We start from the raw sequence: 15,832 nt of genomic DNA, 5'->3' as shown, positions 1-15,832 counted from the left end.
AAGAACCATAAAGATCCAAGCCGGCCGGGGTATAAATCAATTTGGCACTGGCTTATCAAGCACCCTGTTGAGTTCTCAAAGAACAAACACACACCGAACAACAACCCACCAACCAGGCGGGCCGCCCCTCGGGGCAACTCCTCAACCTTACACGCCCCGCTCCGGAAGTCAAGCCCCACCCTGTGGAACCCGAACCCATCACCAGACGCCCACACACACCAACCACCACACAAAAAGTGATGATCAGAAGGTGGAAGAAACCGCCAGACCGGCCGCACACCACGAACCCGCAGCACACGCGCCCGGCTCCCGCCGGCTCCAAACACTCTACCCGGTCAGCCCCGCAACCTCAAACCGGCCTCAGCCAGCGAAGCGCACCACCCGGGTAACCAAGGTCCGTGGAAACTAACACCCCACCACCCCGGAAGATTCCCGCCCGGGTCCGCCTGAGCGGACCGACCGGAAACCAACCCCGCGGAGATGCAACTCCCCACGGGGCCCGGACATTCCCCGTCCCGTCTGCCGAAGCAGACCGACCGGAGAACCATGGAGCTCTAACCCCATACGAACCTCGGATCTTCCCGCAGCCGGCCTTCGGCGTTTTCCACCGTTTCGTCCGTTCCCTGCGGGCAGAGAGAAAGTTACGCGGCCCGCCAACAGGACGCAAATCAACGTTCGTCGCTGTCGCTCTGACCGTCGCGGTCGCGCTGAGCACAACCGTCCTGGCCGGCCGAACATTCCGCACCCGGCGGCGCTCTTCCGTCCACCCCGTTACGGTCGGGCTGTTCCCGCCCGGGGGACCGCTGCACCACCGCGCCGCGGCCGGGCTCGGTACGTCCCTCGCCGTACACAACCGCGCCCGGACGCCGGAGATTCCCCCGCGACGCGCCCTCAACCCATCGAAAGCGGCGAGCCACCGGAGAGAACGGTCCGGTAGCCTTGCACCGAAGGGCTGCTAGCTCAATGGGCAGAGCAGCGGACTTTTAATCCGCGGGTTCAGGGTTCGAGTCCCTGGCGGCCCACCAGCACCAGAGATCAGGGGCGGTCATCGTCTGACCGCCCCTGATCCTCCGGTTTGACCCCCACCTCGGCCATCCCCGGATAACTCGGCTCGTCGGTGCTCCACCGGTGGCCTGTCACGTTCCACCCGGACGAAGCGTCCGGTCTACATGGACGGCAAGGCTAACGGCCGGCGGCGCGTCGCCGGCCGAATCGTCACGGCAGCTCCGCCTCCAGCATCCCGCTCACCACCCGGGTGCGCAGGACCTGTTGGTCCGTGGCGGCCGGGCCGGCGGCGACCGTGCCGTCGGAGAGCCGGAAGGTGCTGCCGTGCCACGGACAGACGACGCAGGCGTGCCCGTCCGAGCTGGCGATCATGCCGTGGTCGAGCGGACCGTTCTGGTGGGCGCAGCGCGCGAGCATCACGGTGACGTTCTGCCCGTCCCGGTACACCAGTACCGGCACCTCATCGACCTGCTTGGTCACGAGCGTCTCCTCGGGCAGCGAGGCCAGGTCGGCCACCGGGTGCCATCCCGCGGTGATCCGGTGCAGCGAGGGGGCCGACTGGTTGACGCCGGCCGCCTGCCGGTAGGCCAGGTGCCCGCCGAGGTACGCCCCGGTGAACGTCGCGCCGAGCCCGAGAAAGCCGAGCGTCCGACCGGTGTCGTATCGGCCCCGCAGCCGGGCGAACAGCGAGGCGCTGTAGAGCATCAGCGCGATCGTGTTCGACGCGGCGTGGACCAGGCCGACCCGGCGCTGCTCGCGGGAGAGCGAGGCCCAGTCGTTCAGGCCGGTGATCATTGTCGGTACGGCGGCGGCGGTCCCCGTCGCGACGAGCACGGTGGCGCCCCGTCGCTGCCCCGGCGTCAGATCCAGCACGGCCGCGCTGACCCATGCGCCGATCGGAAGCTCCACCAACGCCGGGTGCAGCGGATGCCCCAGCCACACCCCGTGCAGGACGTCCCGCAGGGGCTTCGGGCCCAGCGCCCGGTCGGCGGCCCGCTGCAACCGCGCGCTCACCCGGTCGAGTCCGGTGGCCTGCTCAAGCTTCATCAACAGTCTCCGCACCGAGCGCTCTTTCCCCGCGCCAACCACCCCAAACGGGTCACTTCCGGCCCGTGACATCCGGTATGAGGCATGGGCTGCGGGCTCAGGGGTAGACCTCTCCTCATGCGCATCGCGATCACCGGGGCCACGGGCAACGTCGGGACCGCCCTGCTGCGTCGCCTCGCCGATGAGTCCGACATCGAGGTCGTCGGCATCGTCCGTCGTCCGCCGCTGCCCGGTGCGGGGGCGCTGTACGACGCCGTGGAGTGGCACGCGGCGGACCTCGGCGAGCCGGCGAGCGTACCGAGCGTGACCGGTTGGCTCGGCGGGGTCGACGCGGTGGTACACCTGGCGTGGCAGATCCAGCCCAGCCACGACCGCGAGCGGCTGCGACGGACGAACGTGACCGGGACGCGTCACGTGCTCGACTCGATGCGCCAGGCCGGCGTCACCAGACTGATCTACGCCTCGTCGGTCGGGGCGTACGCGCCCGGCCCGAAGAACCGGCACGTCAACGAGAGCTGGCCGGTCACCGGCGTGCCCCGCTCGGACTACAGCGTGGACAAGGCGTCCGTGGAGGCGCTGCTGGACGGCGCCGAACGCGAGGATCCGCGACTCCGGGTGGCCCGGATGCGCCAGGCGCTGGTCTTCCAACGCGACGCCGGCGCGGAGATCACCCGTTACTTCCTCGGTCCGCTGGCGCCGGTCTCGCTGCTGCGGCGCCGCGTGCCCGTCGTACCCAGCAATCGCCGGCTGCGCGTGCAGGCCGTGCACGCCGACGACCTCGCGGAGGCGTACCTGCAGGCCCTCCGGGGTGACGCGGCCGGACCTTTCAACATCGCCGCGGACCCGGTGCTCGACGGGCCGATGCTCGCCGCGGAGCTGCGCGGCCGGGCGGTCCCGGTGCCGCTGCCCGTGCTCCGTGCGCTCGCTGCCGGCGCGTGGTGGGCGCGGCTGCAACCGACCGCGCCCGGTTGGCTCGACCTGGCCGCGGCGGCCCCGCTGATGGACTGCACGCGCGCGCACGAGGAGCTCGGGTGGCGGCCACGCCGCGATGCGCGACAGGCGTTGCGCGAGCTGATCGCCGGTATGGCATCCGGCGCCGGCACTGCCAGCCCATCGATGCGGGTCGCGCCCGGGACCTCCCGACGCCTCATCGACCGACTGCCGGGACACGGCAATCCGGCCTGAGTTCGCGGTTGGCCCTACTCGGAGTGCCGATGCGCTACGCTGCCGGCTCTAGCTGCTTTCCGGCGGTTAGTCGCCGTCGCCGACCTGGAGGCACTGGCATGGGCCGCACGACTCACGCTCTCCGGTCCCGCCCGCGTCAGTTGACCGTCGCCGACGCGACTCAGATCCCGCCCCCGCGGGTAATACCGGCCCATGGCCAGCGCTGACCCCCCGGCTGCGGCCGGCCCCTTCTCCCCGCCAGCGCCGCGCGCGCACGCGGCACCCCAGCTCGACCAGCGCTTCGGCCGGCACGACGTGCACACGCTCCGAGCCGCCGTCGCGGCGCACGCCGCCCGGCTCGGCGCCGGGGCGATGCTCACCGAGGACGTCGTGCTGATCGCCCACGAGTTGGCGAGTAACGCGATCCGGCACGGCGGCGGCAACGGACGGCTCCGGCTCTGGCAGCGCGACGGCCTGCTCTACTGCCAGGTCAGCGATGGGGGTCCGGGCTTCAGTGACCCGGAGGCGGCGGGGCGGCAGCGGCCGCCGCAGGGAGCCGCGGGCGGGCGCGGCCTCTGGATCGTGCGTCATCTGGCCGACCGCGTGGAGCTGCGGTCGGATCGAACCGGCACGGTCGCCACTGTCGCGGTCGGACTGAACCGGCACGCGTAGCGACGCCCCGTTCACCATCGCATCTTCCAGCCGGGGCGCGGGAGGCGGCATCCTATGGCGATGGGCGTACGGGTGGAAAAGACCGGGGCGGTGACCACGGTCGTGCTGTCCCGACCGGAGACGCGCAACGCCGTGGACGGGCCCACCGCCCGGGCGCTGGCCGACGCGTTCCACGGCTTCGAGGCCGACCGCGACGCGTCGGTCGCCGTGCTCTGGGGTGAAGGGGGCACCTTCTGTTCCGGCGCCGATCTCAAGGCGATCGGCACGCCGCGCGGCAACCGGGTGGAGGCCGAGGGCGACGGTCCGATGGGGCCGACCCGGATGCGGCTGAGCAAGCCCGTGATCGCGGCGATCTCCGGTCATGCCGTCGCCGGCGGCCTGGAGCTGGCCCTCTGGTGCGACCTGCGGGTAGCGGAATCGGACGCGGTGCTCGGTGTCTTCTGCCGCCGCTGGGGGGTGCCCCTGATCGACGGCGGCACCGTGCGGCTGCCCCGGTTGATCGGTGAGAGCCGCGCGATGGACCTGGTTCTCACCGGCCGTGCGGTACCGGCCGTGGAGGCGTACGAGATGGGGCTGGTGAACCGGTTGGTCGCCCCCGGTGAGTCGCGGGCGGCGGCCGAGACGCTCGCCGCGCAGCTCGCGGCGCTGCCGCAGACCTGTCTGCGCAACGACCGGCTCGCCCTGCTGCACGGCGCCGGCCGGCCGGAGACCGAGGCGATGCGCATCGAGTTGGCGTACGGAATGCAGTCGCTGGCCGCGGACGCGGTGACCGGGGCGGCGCGCTTCGCCGCGGGAGCCGGCCGGCACGGGGCGCCCACCATCGACGCGGACCGGTAATAACAGCACCGTGGTTCACCTCGTGCATCACGATGCACGAGGTGAACCACGGCGTGCGGGCCATGTTCAGCCGGCGTAGACCTCGAACTCCGAGAGCTGCCCGGCCGGCCAGCCGGTGTTGCCGGTGAACGTCAACCGCAGATAGCGCCGACTCGTCGCCGCGAAGCTGATCGTCACGCTGTTACCCGACGCCGGGTTGAACGTGTAACCCGCGGAGTTGACCACAGTGGAGTACGACGACCCGTCGGTCGACCCGAGGACCGAGAGCGTCTGCGTCCGGGTCTGCCACGCCGATATCGGCGGCAACTTCAACACCAGCCGCGACACCGACCGCGCCGAACCGAGATCCACTGTCAGCGACTGCGGAAACGCGTGGTTCGCGCTCTCCCAGTACGTGTTCGCGTTGCCGTCCACCGCGTTCGTCGCCACGTACACGTCGGTGTGGCTCGTCTCTGTCACGGGGCGGCCCTGCGCCAGGTTCACGTTCGCCGGCGGCTGGGTCGGCGGCGTGGTGGGCGGGTTGGTCGGCGGATTGCTCGGGCCGCCGCCCCAGACCGGGGCCGGCCACGGCCCGCAGTACGGGGTCGCCGTGTACCAGCCGGAGTTACCGGCCCCCTGGGTGATCTCGAAGCCGCTGCCGACGCAGTTGTGGATCGGGTTGCTCTGGGCGATGTTGCGGGCCCGGACGTTCGTGAAGGACGCGGAGCCCGGCGACTGGATCTGCAGGGCGTACGTCCCGGCGCCGTCGATGTTGACGTTGGTGAAGTTGACGCCCCGGACGGTGCCCTCGATGAAGTGGATGGCGGCGTACGAGCTGTCCAGGATGTCGGTGTCGGTGACGTTGATGGTCGCCTGGGTCATCGGCTCGTTGAGCGCGTTGAACCAGATCGCGCCGACGCCGAAATTCCAGTTGTAGTCCGAGTTGCCGGCACGGATCAGCGTGTTGCGGGCGATCGTGAAGGTCCCGGACACCGCCGTGCCGCTGCCCGAGTTCACGCCGGGATACCGGTTCCCGACGTGGATTCCGCCGCCGTTGGTGACGGTGTCGGCGACCACGTTGTCGCTCACGGTGATGTCCCGGCCACCGTAGATGGCGATGTTGTTGGCCAGCACCGTCACGCCGACCGTGTTGAACGTGAACTTGTTGTTGACGTTGGGGACGTTCTCCGCCCACATCGCCAGCGCGTCGTCGCCGGTGTTGCGGACGAAGGTGTTCGTCACGGTCGAATTGGTGACGCCGTAGTGGAAGTTCACCCCGTCGGCGGTCTGGTCCAGGATGCGGCTGTCGCGGATGGTGAAGTTGGTCATCGGGCCGTCCATCCACGCCCCGACCTTGTTGTGCTGCATCCAGACGTTCGAGACGACCGAGTTGCTCATCGCGCCGCCGATCGCGTTGACCTGGTCGCTGTCGTTGCGCTCCATCACCTCGCCGAGGATCGCGAAGTCCCGCAGCGTGACGTTCTGGCTCGGCCCGCCCTGGTTGACGTACTTGCCGTAGACGCCGACCCGGTTGCCGGCCAGCTCGCTGTACCACGGGCCCGCGCCGCGCAGCGTCACCCGGTCCACGATGATGTGGCCCGTGACCTTGAACCGGCCCTGCGGGATCCACACCTCGCGGCCCTGACTCGCGCCCGCGTTGGCCGCCGCCTGGATCGCCGCCGTCGAGTCGGCCGCGCCGCTCGGGTCGGCGCCGTGACTCACCACCGAGATCGAGTTGGCCGGCTGTGCGATCGGCGCGCCGACCAGCTCGAAGTCGGCCAGGTCGATGGTGAAGGTCGGCGAGATCGCGGTCGACGCCACCTGCACCCGCACCTTGGTGCCGGCCGCCAGCGTCGAGCCGAACATCGTGCGCACCTCGTCGTAGAAGTGGTGCGGGTTGCCGGCGCCCGGGTTGTTGGTGAACGGATAGCCGCCGTAGTACCAGCCGTACCGCGAGGTCAGCGACAGGTCCTTCAGCTTGGTGCCGTTGACCCGCAGATCGATCGGGGCCGTGATCCCGGTGCCGGCCGCGTTGTCCGGAATGCTGTAGCGCAGCACCATCGCGTTCGCCGGGGCGGTCAGCGTGAACTCGACGTACTCGCCGGCCGCGTCGAGGGTGACCGCACGGCGTCCGGACGCCTCCGACGGCAGGGTCGTGTAGAGCCGGTTCGGGCCGATCACCGTGCCGTTGGTGGCGACGTCCTCGGCCTCCTGCTCCCGGAACGGCACGGTCGCGCCGCGCCCCGGAATACCGACCGGGGAGAGCGCGGCCTGCGCCGGCGGCGCCGCCGACCAGGACGCGACGGTGACCGCGGAGGACGCCGCGACCGTGGCGGCGACCGTCGCGAGCAGCGTCAGGCGGAAGCGGCGGGGGTGCGAACGGGTACGTGCTCCAGGGGTGCCGGCCGTGGGGGCGCCGGCGCTCGTGTCGGCCATGAGGGGTCCTTTCGTCGGGTTGGTCAGATCCCCCGTGCGCTGTGGTGCCGGACCGCTACCTCCCTTCGTCCCGTGCGACGCGCAGCCAGGCGGCGGTGTCCGGCGGTAGCAACTCGCCGTCGAGCGGGCCGCTGGTCAGCAGGCAGGATTCGTACGCGGGCAACGGCACGGACCGGTCGGAGAGGTTGACGACACAGGCCACCGCCACCGCTTCGCCGTCGCGCGCGAACGCCAGCACGTCATCGGCCGCCGGCAGCCACCGCAGCGTGCCGTCCCCGAGCGCCGGCTCACTGCGCCGGATCCGCAGCGCGCTCCGATAGAGCTCCAGCATCGAGTGCGGGTCGCCCTCCTGGGCCTGCACCGTCCGGTCCTTCCACTCCGGCGGCTGTGGCAGCCACGGCGCCGCGGTGGCGTACGCCGGGCTGAACCCGAACGGCGGCTCCACACCCGCCCAGGGCAGCGGCACCCGGCAGCCGTCCCGGCCGGGGTCGACATGCCCGGAGCGGTGCCACATCGGGTCCTGCCGCAGCTCGTACGGGATGTCCTCTACCTCCCAGAGCCCCAGCTCCTCGCCCTGGTAGACGTAGGCCGCGCCGGGCAGCGCCAGGCAGAGCAGCGCGGCGGCGCGGGCCCGCGTCTCGCCGCGGTGCAGATCGGTGGGGACGCCCTCGCGCTTGCGGGCGAAGCTGAACGAGGTCTCGGCGCGGCCGTACCGGGTGACCGGGCGGGTGACGTCGTGGTTGGAGAGGACCCAGGTGGCCGGGGCGCCGACCAGGGCGTGCGCGCGCAGGGTCTCGTCGATCACCGCGCGCAGCCGGTCCGGCTCCCACGGGCAGCAGAGGAAGTCGAAGTTGAACGCGGTGTGCAGCTCGTCCGGGCGGAGGTAGTTGGCGAACCGCGCCGGGTCCGGCAGCCACACCTCGCCGATCAGGATCCGCTCGCCCGGATAGCCGTCGGCAATCCGCCGCCAGCTGCGGTAGATGTCGTGCACCCCGTCCAGGTCGGTGTACGGGTTCAACCGCGCCGGGTCGGCGTCGGGCAGCAGCGGATCTTTGACCAGCAGCGCGGCCGAGTCGATCCGGATGCCGTCCACGCCCCGGTCCAGCCAGAACCGCAGGATCTCCTCGAACTCCGCGCGGACCCGGGGGTGGTCCCAGTTGAAGTCGGGCTGCTCGGGGGCGAAGAGATGCAGGTACCAGTCGCCGGGGTTGCCGTCGGGGTCGATGGTGCGGGTCCAGGCCGGCCCGCCGAAGTTGGAGACCCAGTCGTTCGGCGGGAGGTCGCCGCCGGGGCCCCGGCCGGGGCGGAACCAGAACAGTTCGCGCTCCGGGCCGCCGGCGAGCGCCGCCCGGAACCACGGGTGCGCGGCGGAGCAGTGGTTCGGGACCAGGTCGATGATGACGCGCAGCCCGACCGCATGCGCCCGGGAGACGAGGTCCCCGGCCTGTGCGAGCGTCCCGAAGACCGGGTCGATGTCGCGGTAGTCGGCGACGTCGTAGCCGGCGTCGGCCATCGGGGACGGATACCAGGGGCTGAACCAGACGGCGTCGACACCGAGCGCCGCCAGGTGGTCGAGTCTGGCCCGTACGCCGGCGAGGTCGCCGATCCCGTCGCCGTCGCCGTCCGCGAAGCTGCGGGGGTAGACCTGGTAGATCACCGCATCCCGCCACCACGGGCGGCTGTCTGCTGTGGACACGGGCACCTGCTTTCTGGTCGGTTGCGCGGCCGGCGCCGCATGTCGTTACGCGCGTCAGCCCTTCATGCCACCGGCGGAGAGCCCACCGATGATGCTCCGTTGGAAGATCAGGAAGATCACGATCATCGGGACACTCGCGATGACCAGGCCGGCGATCATCTGCGTCGGCGGCACCTGGCTCGTGTTCGACAGCCGGCTCAGCGCCACGCTCAGGGTCTGCGTCTCCGGGTCCTGCAGTACGAGCAGCGGCCAGAGGAAGTCCTTCCACATCCCGATCACGGCGAAGATCGAGACCACCCCGAGCACCGGCCGGGACAGCGGCAGCACGACGCTCCAGAGCATCCGCAGCCGCCCGGCCCCGTCCAGGTTCGCCGCGTCGAGCAGGTCGTCGGGGATCTGGTCGAAGAAGCGCTTCAGCACGTAGATGTTGAACGCGTTCGCCGCCGCCGGCAGCCAGAGCGCCCACGGGGTGTTGAGCAGGTTCACCCCGACGATCGGCACATCGGTGATCGTCAGGTAGGCCGGGACCAGCAGCGCCGCCGCCGGCAGCATCAGGCTGGTGAGCATCATGCCGAGCACCAGCCGGCCGAGGACCGGGCGGAGCTTGGACAGCGCGTACGCCACCGCCACGTCCACCACGAGCTGGATCAGCCAGCCGCCGAGCGCGTACCCGACCGTGTTGGCGAAGTACCGGGCGATGCGCATCTCGGTCCACGCCCGGGCGTACGTCTCCGGCTCGAACGTGCGGGGCACGAACGTCGGCGGGGTGAGCGCGAACTCGGCCGGGCTCTTCACCGCGCTGCTCACCATCCAGTAGACCGGGAAAAGGAAGACCAGCGCGAAGCCGACCGTCACCAGGGTCAGCGCGACGCCGTACCAGACGCGGGTGCGGCCGCGGCTCAGCTCGAGGTCGGAGATGAGGGTGCGGACGCCGCGGGCCGGCAGCGGCCGGCGGGACCGTCGGAGCGGGTACGACGCCGTCGTCGCGGTGGGCCGGGGCGGGGCGGTGATGTCCATGTCCTCTCCCTGCCGGGTCAGGTGGCGCTGCGGGTCAGCCGCAGGTAGAGCGCGGAGAAGGCGCCGAGGACCACGAAGAGCAGCACGCTCATCGCGGCGGCGAGCCCGAAGTCGTAGTTGACCGTGAACGCGTACCGGTAGATGAGCACCATCACGGTGACGGTGTCCGGGTTGGTGGTCCCGGTGAGCTGGTAGGGCTCGATGAACACCTGCATGGTCGAGATGATCTGGAGCAGCAGCAGGACCAGCATGATGAAGCGGAGTTGCGGGAGCGTGACGTGCCGCAGCCGCTGCCACACGCTGGCGCCGTCCAGCTCGGCGGCCTCGTAGAGCTCGCCCGGGATGCCCTGCAGCGCGGCGAGGTACATCAGCGTGGCACCGCCCAGGTTCGCCCAGGTCGACACGAGGACCAGCGAGATCATCGCGGTCGACGACGACTGCGTCCACTGCGACTCGGGCAGGTGCGCGCCGCGCAGCAGTGTGTTGAACAGGCCGTTGCCCGGGTCGTAGAAGTACTTCCAGAGCAGCACCACCACGATCGGCGGCAGCATCACCGGCAGGTAGACCGCGACCCGGAAGAACCCCGCGAAATGCCGCAGCTCGTTGAGCAGGATCGCCAGACCGAGCGGGACCACGTAGCCGAAGACCAGCGCCAACCCGGTGAAGAGCAGGGTGTTGCGCCAGGCGGTCCAGAAGAGCGGGTCGTCGAAGAGCGCCCGGAAGTTGTCGAGCCCGACCCAGTACGGGTCGCTCACGAAGTTGACCTGCTGGAAGCTGAGTAGCACGCCGCGTACCAGCGGGTACCAGGAGAAGAGCGCGAAGCAGACCAGGCCGGCGGAGAGGAAGGCGTACGCCAGGAGGTTGTCGCGCACTCTCCGCCGGAGCCGCGCGGAGAGGCCCGTTGTCATCGATCTGCGCATCGGGCCCCTCCGCACCGGCTACTTGACCGTCGACAGAATCTGGTTGACCTGCGTCTCGGCGTCCGCCAGCAACCGGCCGACGTCGGCGTTGCGGTCGGTGAGCACCTTCTGCATCGCCACGTCCAGCACCGCGTAGATCTGTTGCGCGTTCGGCGGTTCGAGCTTGATCGGGATGTTCGGGGCCGCGGCCACGAACGGGGCGTAGTTCTGCTGCGGCACGTTGGCGTACTGCTTGTCGGCGGCGGCCTGCTTCTGCGCCGCCTCCCCGGTGTAGATCGCCGGCTCCGGGAGCCCCACCACGTTCTTGCTCTCCGCCGCCCACTTGTTCTCGGCCGCGATCCGGTCGGGGCTGGTGAACCAGAAGGTGAGCCACTTCAGCCCGGCGCGGATCTTTTCCGGGGTGGCCTTCGCGTTGAACATGTAGCCCTCGCCGCCGCCGAGCGTGCCCTGCCCGCCGGGGATCGGCCCGAGCCCGTAGTCGGCGAACCGGCCCTTGTACTGGTTGACGATCGTCGGGATGTTGTCGGCGGTCGCCACGTACATGCCGAGCTTGCCGGAGCCCATCAGCTGCAGCAGATCGGCCCACTCCAGCAACTGCCGACTGCCCATGCTGTTGTCGGTCCAGCGCATCTCCCTGAGCTGCTGCAGGACCTGCCGCCCCTTGTCGTTGTTGAACGCCGCCTTCCAGCGGCCCCCCTCGTTGACGGCGACGTCCCCGCCGACCGAGTAGAGCTCGGCGGTGAAGTGCCAGCCCCCGGTGTTGTTCTTGCTGTACTCGCCGTACCCGATGTGCCCGTCGCCGAGCGCGGCGATCTTCTTCGCCGCCGTCCGCACCTCGTCCCAGGTCTTCGGCGGGTTGTCCGGGTCGAGGCCGGCCCTGGCGAACAGGGTGCGGTTGTAGAGCAGCCCCATGGAGTAGTTCTTGTACGGCAGGCCGTAGACCTTGCCATCCGGCCCGGTGAAGACCCTCATCACCTCGGGCTTGACCTGCTTGGTCACCGGGAAGTCCGCCAGGTACTTCGAGATGTCCGCCGCCTGGCGCTTGGCGATCAGGTTGGCCGGGTCGGTGAAGTAGACGTAGAAGACGTCCTCGAGCTGCCCCCCGGCGAGCTTCGCCGCGAAGGTCTGCGGGTCCATCTTCCCCTCGCGGGCGTCGATGGTGATGTCCGGGTTCTGCCGTTGGAACTCCGCGACGTTGTCGAGGAAGCGCCGGTGGTTGGCGGCCTCGGTGGCCGGGGGCAACCCGTTGACCGTGATCGTGACCTTGCCGTCGGCCGCGGGCTTCTCCTCGTCACCGGAACAGGCCGCGGCGGAGACCCCGAGCCCGATGGCGAGCAACAGCGCGACGGGAGCGCGCAGGCGGATTCTCTTCATGGAACGGACACCCTTCGGGAGGTGTGACCTTCATCGATGCCATGTTGCGTGCGGATGACGATACAAACACCGACCGATGAACGCAATAACTCGACGGAAAGGAGAAAGTTTGCGACTGCAGGGGTCGCGGGCACGAAAAGAGGGCGGACCGTCGCGATCCGCCCTCCGCCGGAAGGTATCGATGCGGGTCAGCCGCGGGGCGCCGGCGCCGTCGACCCCCGCACCACCAGCTCCGGCTCGAACAACAGCTCGTCGGGGGTCACCCCGCCCCCCTCGATCTGGGTGACCAGCAGGTCCACCGCCGCCTGACCCATCGTCTCGATCGGCTGCCGCACCGTGGTCAGCGGCGGGTCCGTGCACGTCATGATCGCCGAATCGTCGAACCCGACCACCGAGACGTCCTCCGGCACCCGGCGGCCCAGCCGCCGCGCCGCGCGGATGCTGCCCAGCGCCAGCACGTCGCTCGCGCAGACGATGCCGGTCACCCCGCGGTCGAGCAACTTGGCCGCGGCCACCCGGGCGCCCTCCATCGAGAAGCTCGACCGCTCCACGCAGGCCGCCTCCCCGCCCCGCCCGGACCAGCCCGCCACCTGCGCCATCGCCGCGAGCTTGCGCCGCGACGGCACGTGGTCCCCCGGTCCCAGCACCATGCCGATCCGCTCGTGCCCCAACGACCGCAGGTGCCCGTACGCCTGCTCGACGGCGACCGCGTCGTCGGTGGAGACGCGCGGGAAGCCCAACTCGTCGACGCCCGCGTTGACCAGCACCACCGGCAGCCCGCGGTCGGTCAGCCGCCGGTAGTGGTCGTGCTTGGCGTCGGCGAGCGCGTACGAGCCACCGGCGAAGATCACCCCGGAGACCTGGTGGTCCAGCAGCATCTCCACATAGTCCGTCTCGGAGACCCCGCCGATGGTGCGGGCGCAGAGCGCGGGCGTGAAGCCGCGCTGCGCGAGCGAGCCGGTCACCACCTCGGCCAACGCCGGGAAGATCGGGTTCTGCAGCTCCGGCAGCACCAGCCCGACCAGCCGGGCCCGTTCGCCGCGCAGCTTCGTCGGCCGCTCGTAGCCGAGCACGTCGAGCGCGGTCAGCACCGCGGTCCGGGTCGCCTCGGAGACGCCCTCCCGACCGTTGAGCACCCGGCTCACGGTCGCCTCGCTGACGCCGGCCTTGCGGGCAACCTCGGTAAGTCGTCGCGTCACAACCGCAATCGTAAGTCAAAACCCTGCAAGAATTTTGCAGGGCGATGACGCATCAGGTGAGCGCGCGAAGCGCATCCTCGATTCCCCGGTGGAACGTCGGGTAGGCGTAGATCATGTGCCGCAGCTTCTCGACCGGCACCTCCCCGTGCACGGCCACCACCAGCGCGCCGAGCACCTCGCCGCCAGCCGGCCCGGCCGACGTCGCCCCGACCAGCACCCCCCGATCGGCGTCGACGACCAGCTTCACGAACACCGCGCCGTCCGCCTGGTGGATCCAGCCCCGCGCGCCGAGCTCCGCACAGCCCGTCCGAACCCGCAGTCCGCGATCGCGCGCCTGCCGCTCGGTCAGCCCCACCGCACCGATCTCCGGGTCCGTGAAGGTGACCCGCGGCAGCGCCCGGTAGTCCGCGCCGGGCCCCTCCTGTCCGAGAATGTCCCGCACCGCGATGCCCGCCTGGTACATCGCCACGTGCGTGAACGCGCCCGACCCCGTCACGTCGCCGACCGCCCAGATGCCGTCGCCGGCCCGCATCCGCTCGTCCACCGACACGGTCTGCGCGCCCGGATCCAGCCCCACCGTCTCCAGCCCCAGCTCCCCGAGGCGCGCCCGCCGACCGACGGCCACCAGCAGCCGCTCCCCGATCAGCGACGCCCCGCCGGCGAGCCGCACCGTGAACCGCCCACCGTCGTGGTCGATCCGCTCCGCCGCCGCCCCGGTGCACACCTCGATGCCGTCGGCGCGCAGGGCCGCATCGACCACCGCGGACGACTCGGGCTCCTCGGCCGACAGCAGCCGGTCGGCTGCCTCGATGACGGTCACCCGGGCGCCGAACCGGGCGTACACCTGGGCGAGCTCCAGCCCGATCGCGCCGCCGCCGAGCACGATCAGCGACTCCGGGAGCGTCGTCGCCTCGATCGCCTCGCGGTTGGTCCAGTACGGCGTGCCGGCCAGCCCGTCGATCGGCGGAATCGCGGCCGACGTGCCGGTGGCCAGCACGATCCCGCGACGGGCGTCGAAGCCCTGCCCGTCGACGCGCACGCGTCCGGGACCGACCAGCGTCGCGGCGCCCCGGACGAACCGCGCCCCCTTGCCGGTGAGCCGGTCGACGGCGACCGTGTCGTCCCACGAGTCGGTGGCCTCCTCCCGGATCCGGGCCGCGACCGGCGCCCAGTCGGGTCGTACCCGGGCCTGCCCGGCGAGCCGGTCGACGCGGCGCGCCTCGGCGAGCGTGGCCGCCGCGCGGATCATCATCTTGCTCGGCACGCAGCCCCAGTACGGGCACTCGCCGCCGACGAGGTTCCGCTCGACCGCCACCACGCTCTGGCCCGCCTCGGCGAGCTTGCCGGCGACCTCCTCGCCCCCCACGCCCAGCCCGACCACGACCACGTCCACCGGTTCGAAGCCGTTCATCCCGCCAGCATCGCACCGAACGGCCGGACTCGCCGGGCCCGTCGACCCGCACGAAGATCGCCGTGATCACGCGGGATCCGTCACGGCACGCCGACGACACGCGCGAGCCGGTCCCTGATCACGGGGATCAGGGGGATCAGGGGGCGAGCAGGGAGCGGGCGGCGAGCGCGGCGCGGCGGCGGGCGGGCACGACCGCGCGGCGGGCGAAGACGTCGTAGCCGGCGGCGGCCACCTCGTCGAGGATGCCCTGGTAGAGCGCGTACGCGGTGCGGATGCACGCCTGCGAGCCGGGGGCCAGCATGGCCACCCCGGGGGCGGCGGCCGCGTAGTGCGCCCGCGCCCGCCCGACCTCGTACTCGATCAGGTCCCGGATCGCCGGGGTGGCCGCGCCCGCCCGGGCGGCCGCGCGCAGGTCCTCCCGGCCGACCCCGAACGTCGCCAGGTCCTCGTCCGGCAGGTACGTGCGGCCGCGCCGCAGATCCTCGGCGACGTCCCGGATGAAATTGGTGAGCTGGAACGCGAAGCCCAACTGCCGGGCGGGCTCGCGGGCGGCGACGGGGTCGTCCGCGCCGAGGATCGGCAGCATCATCGTGCCGATCACCGCGGCGGATCCCTCCATGTAGTCGAGCAGATCGTCGTAGCGCGGGTAGGCACCGACGGTCAGATCCATCGCCATGCTGGCCAGAAACGACGCGAAGTCGGCGCGGTCCAGGTCGAAGACCGCGATGGTGTGCAGCACGGCCGGGAGCAGCGGGTCGTCGACCGGCGCGCCGTGCAGGCCCGCCACGAACCGCTCCGACCACGCCCCGAGCTCGGCCGCGCGCTCGGCCGGCGACGACCGCTCCGTGCGATCCACGATCTCGTCGGCGTAGCGGGTGAAGCCGTAGAGCGCGTGCACGTGCCGGCGCTTCCACGCCGGCAGCAGCCGCGTCGCGAGGTAGTACGTGCGCCCGTGCCGTCTGTGCAGCTCACGGCAGCGCTCGTAGGCCGCGGCGAGATCGCCGTCCACCGCCCCTCCTCGTAAATCGACGCAGTAATCGACGCAACTCGACCCCTAGAGTACGCTCATTCCGGA

12 protein-coding genes and 1 tRNA gene are annotated in these 15,832 nt (G+C 71.0%); 4 read left to right on the top strand and 9 right to left on the bottom strand.

Annotated features, from left to right (window positions below):
• Positions 1-949 precede the first annotated feature (949 nt).
• Positions 950-1,025, top strand: a tRNA-Lys gene (locus BLW47_RS05995).
• 190 nt (positions 1,026-1,215) lie between these two features.
• Here BLW47_RS05995 and BLW47_RS05990 read toward each other — a convergent pair.
• Positions 1,216-2,052 (bottom strand): Rieske (2Fe-2S) protein, encoded by an 837-nt coding sequence (locus tag BLW47_RS05990; protein WP_245736387.1) that lies wholly within the window; start codon positions 2,050-2,052, stop codon positions 1,216-1,218.
• Between the two features lie 117 nt (positions 2,053-2,169).
• Between BLW47_RS05990 and BLW47_RS05985 the strand changes: the two genes are divergently transcribed.
• The 3 genes from BLW47_RS05985 (at position 2,170) to BLW47_RS05975 (ending at position 4,725) form a co-directional block, all read left to right on the top strand.
• Entirely contained in the window at positions 2,170-3,237 is a 1,068-nt protein-coding gene (locus BLW47_RS05985) for an NAD-dependent epimerase/dehydratase family protein (protein WP_091552244.1), read from the top strand.
• A gap of 192 nt (positions 3,238-3,429) precedes the next feature.
• Positions 3,430-3,888 (top strand): ATP-binding protein, encoded by a 459-nt coding sequence (locus BLW47_RS05980; RefSeq protein WP_091552242.1) that lies wholly within the window; start codon positions 3,430-3,432, stop codon positions 3,886-3,888.
• 60 nt (positions 3,889-3,948) lie between these two features.
• On the top strand, positions 3,949-4,725 hold the full coding sequence (locus tag BLW47_RS05975) for a crotonase/enoyl-CoA hydratase family protein (protein WP_091552678.1): 777 nt from the start codon (positions 3,949-3,951) through the stop codon (positions 4,723-4,725).
• 66 nt (positions 4,726-4,791) lie between these two features.
• On the opposite strand, the gene BLW47_RS05970 is transcribed toward BLW47_RS05975, so the two are convergent.
• The 8 genes from BLW47_RS05970 to BLW47_RS05935 form a co-directional block, all read right to left on the bottom strand.
• The gene (locus tag BLW47_RS05970) at positions 4,792-7,140 is read right to left on the bottom strand and encodes a galactose-binding domain-containing protein (RefSeq protein WP_091552239.1); all 2,349 of its coding nucleotides are present in this window, start codon (positions 7,138-7,140) and stop codon (positions 4,792-4,794) included.
• A gap of 55 nt (positions 7,141-7,195) precedes the next feature.
• Complete coding sequence (locus tag BLW47_RS05965) at positions 7,196-8,836, bottom strand: glycoside hydrolase family 13 protein (RefSeq protein ID WP_217634774.1); 1,641 nt, start codon at positions 8,834-8,836, stop codon at positions 7,196-7,198.
• A 54-nt stretch (positions 8,837-8,890) separates the two neighbouring features.
• Positions 8,891-9,853, bottom strand: coding sequence for a carbohydrate ABC transporter permease (locus BLW47_RS05960; protein WP_091552234.1), 963 nt, complete (start codon positions 9,851-9,853; stop codon positions 8,891-8,893).
• 17 nt (positions 9,854-9,870) lie between these two features.
• Positions 9,871-10,773 carry a carbohydrate ABC transporter permease gene (locus tag BLW47_RS05955; RefSeq protein ID WP_091552232.1) on the bottom strand — a complete coding sequence of 301 codons (903 nt, stop codon included), beginning with the start codon at positions 10,771-10,773 and terminating at the stop codon, positions 9,871-9,873.
• An 18-nt stretch (positions 10,774-10,791) separates the two neighbouring features.
• On the bottom strand, positions 10,792-12,147 hold the full coding sequence (locus BLW47_RS05950) for an ABC transporter substrate-binding protein (RefSeq protein ID WP_091552230.1): 1,356 nt from the start codon (positions 12,145-12,147) through the stop codon (positions 10,792-10,794).
• Positions 12,148-12,335: 188 nt separating this feature from the next.
• Positions 12,336-13,346: a LacI family DNA-binding transcriptional regulator gene (locus BLW47_RS05945; RefSeq protein WP_091552228.1), complete on the bottom strand. Its 1,011-nt coding sequence runs from the start codon at positions 13,344-13,346 to the stop codon at positions 12,336-12,338.
• A gap of 52 nt (positions 13,347-13,398) precedes the next feature.
• Entirely contained in the window at positions 13,399-14,757 is a 1,359-nt protein-coding gene (locus tag BLW47_RS05940; protein WP_091552226.1) for a dihydrolipoyl dehydrogenase family protein, read from the bottom strand.
• Between the two features lie 136 nt (positions 14,758-14,893).
• Entirely contained in the window at positions 14,894-15,766 is an 873-nt protein-coding gene (locus tag BLW47_RS05935; RefSeq protein WP_091552224.1) for a phytoene/squalene synthase family protein, read from the bottom strand.
• Between the last annotated feature and the right edge of the window lie 66 nt (positions 15,767-15,832).

This window comes from Micromonospora pattaloongensis (genome assembly GCF_900107255.1).
Taxonomy (GTDB): domain Bacteria; phylum Actinomycetota; class Actinomycetes; order Mycobacteriales; family Micromonosporaceae; genus Micromonospora_I; species Micromonospora_I pattaloongensis.
The sequence above is the reverse complement of the archived record's forward strand: the minus strand, read 5'-3'. Positions and strand labels throughout refer to the sequence as shown.

Excerpts from the sequence above, each read along its gene's own strand:
- BLW47_RS05990 (WP_245736387.1), bottom strand. The coding sequence starts at position 2,052 with ATGAAGCTTGAGCAGGCCACCGGACTCGACCGGGTGAGCGCGCGGTTG.
- BLW47_RS05985 (WP_091552244.1), top strand. The coding sequence starts at position 2,170 with ATGCGCATCGCGATCACCGGGGCCACGGGCAACGTCGGGACCGCCCTG.
- BLW47_RS05980 (WP_091552242.1), top strand. The coding sequence starts at position 3,430 with ATGGCCAGCGCTGACCCCCCGGCTGCGGCCGGCCCCTTCTCCCCGCCA.
- BLW47_RS05975 (WP_091552678.1), top strand. The coding sequence starts at position 3,949 with ATGGGCGTACGGGTGGAAAAGACCGGGGCGGTGACCACGGTCGTGCTG.
- BLW47_RS05970 (WP_091552239.1), bottom strand. The coding sequence starts at position 7,140 with ATGGCCGACACGAGCGCCGGCGCCCCCACGGCCGGCACCCCTGGAGCA.
- BLW47_RS05960 (WP_091552234.1), bottom strand. The coding sequence starts at position 9,853 with ATGGACATCACCGCCCCGCCCCGGCCCACCGCGACGACGGCGTCGTAC.
- BLW47_RS05955 (WP_091552232.1), bottom strand. The coding sequence starts at position 10,773 with ATGCGCAGATCGATGACAACGGGCCTCTCCGCGCGGCTCCGGCGGAGA.
- BLW47_RS05950 (WP_091552230.1), bottom strand. The coding sequence starts at position 12,147 with ATGAAGAGAATCCGCCTGCGCGCTCCCGTCGCGCTGTTGCTCGCCATC.
- BLW47_RS05940 (WP_091552226.1), bottom strand. The coding sequence starts at position 14,757 with ATGAACGGCTTCGAACCGGTGGACGTGGTCGTGGTCGGGCTGGGCGTG.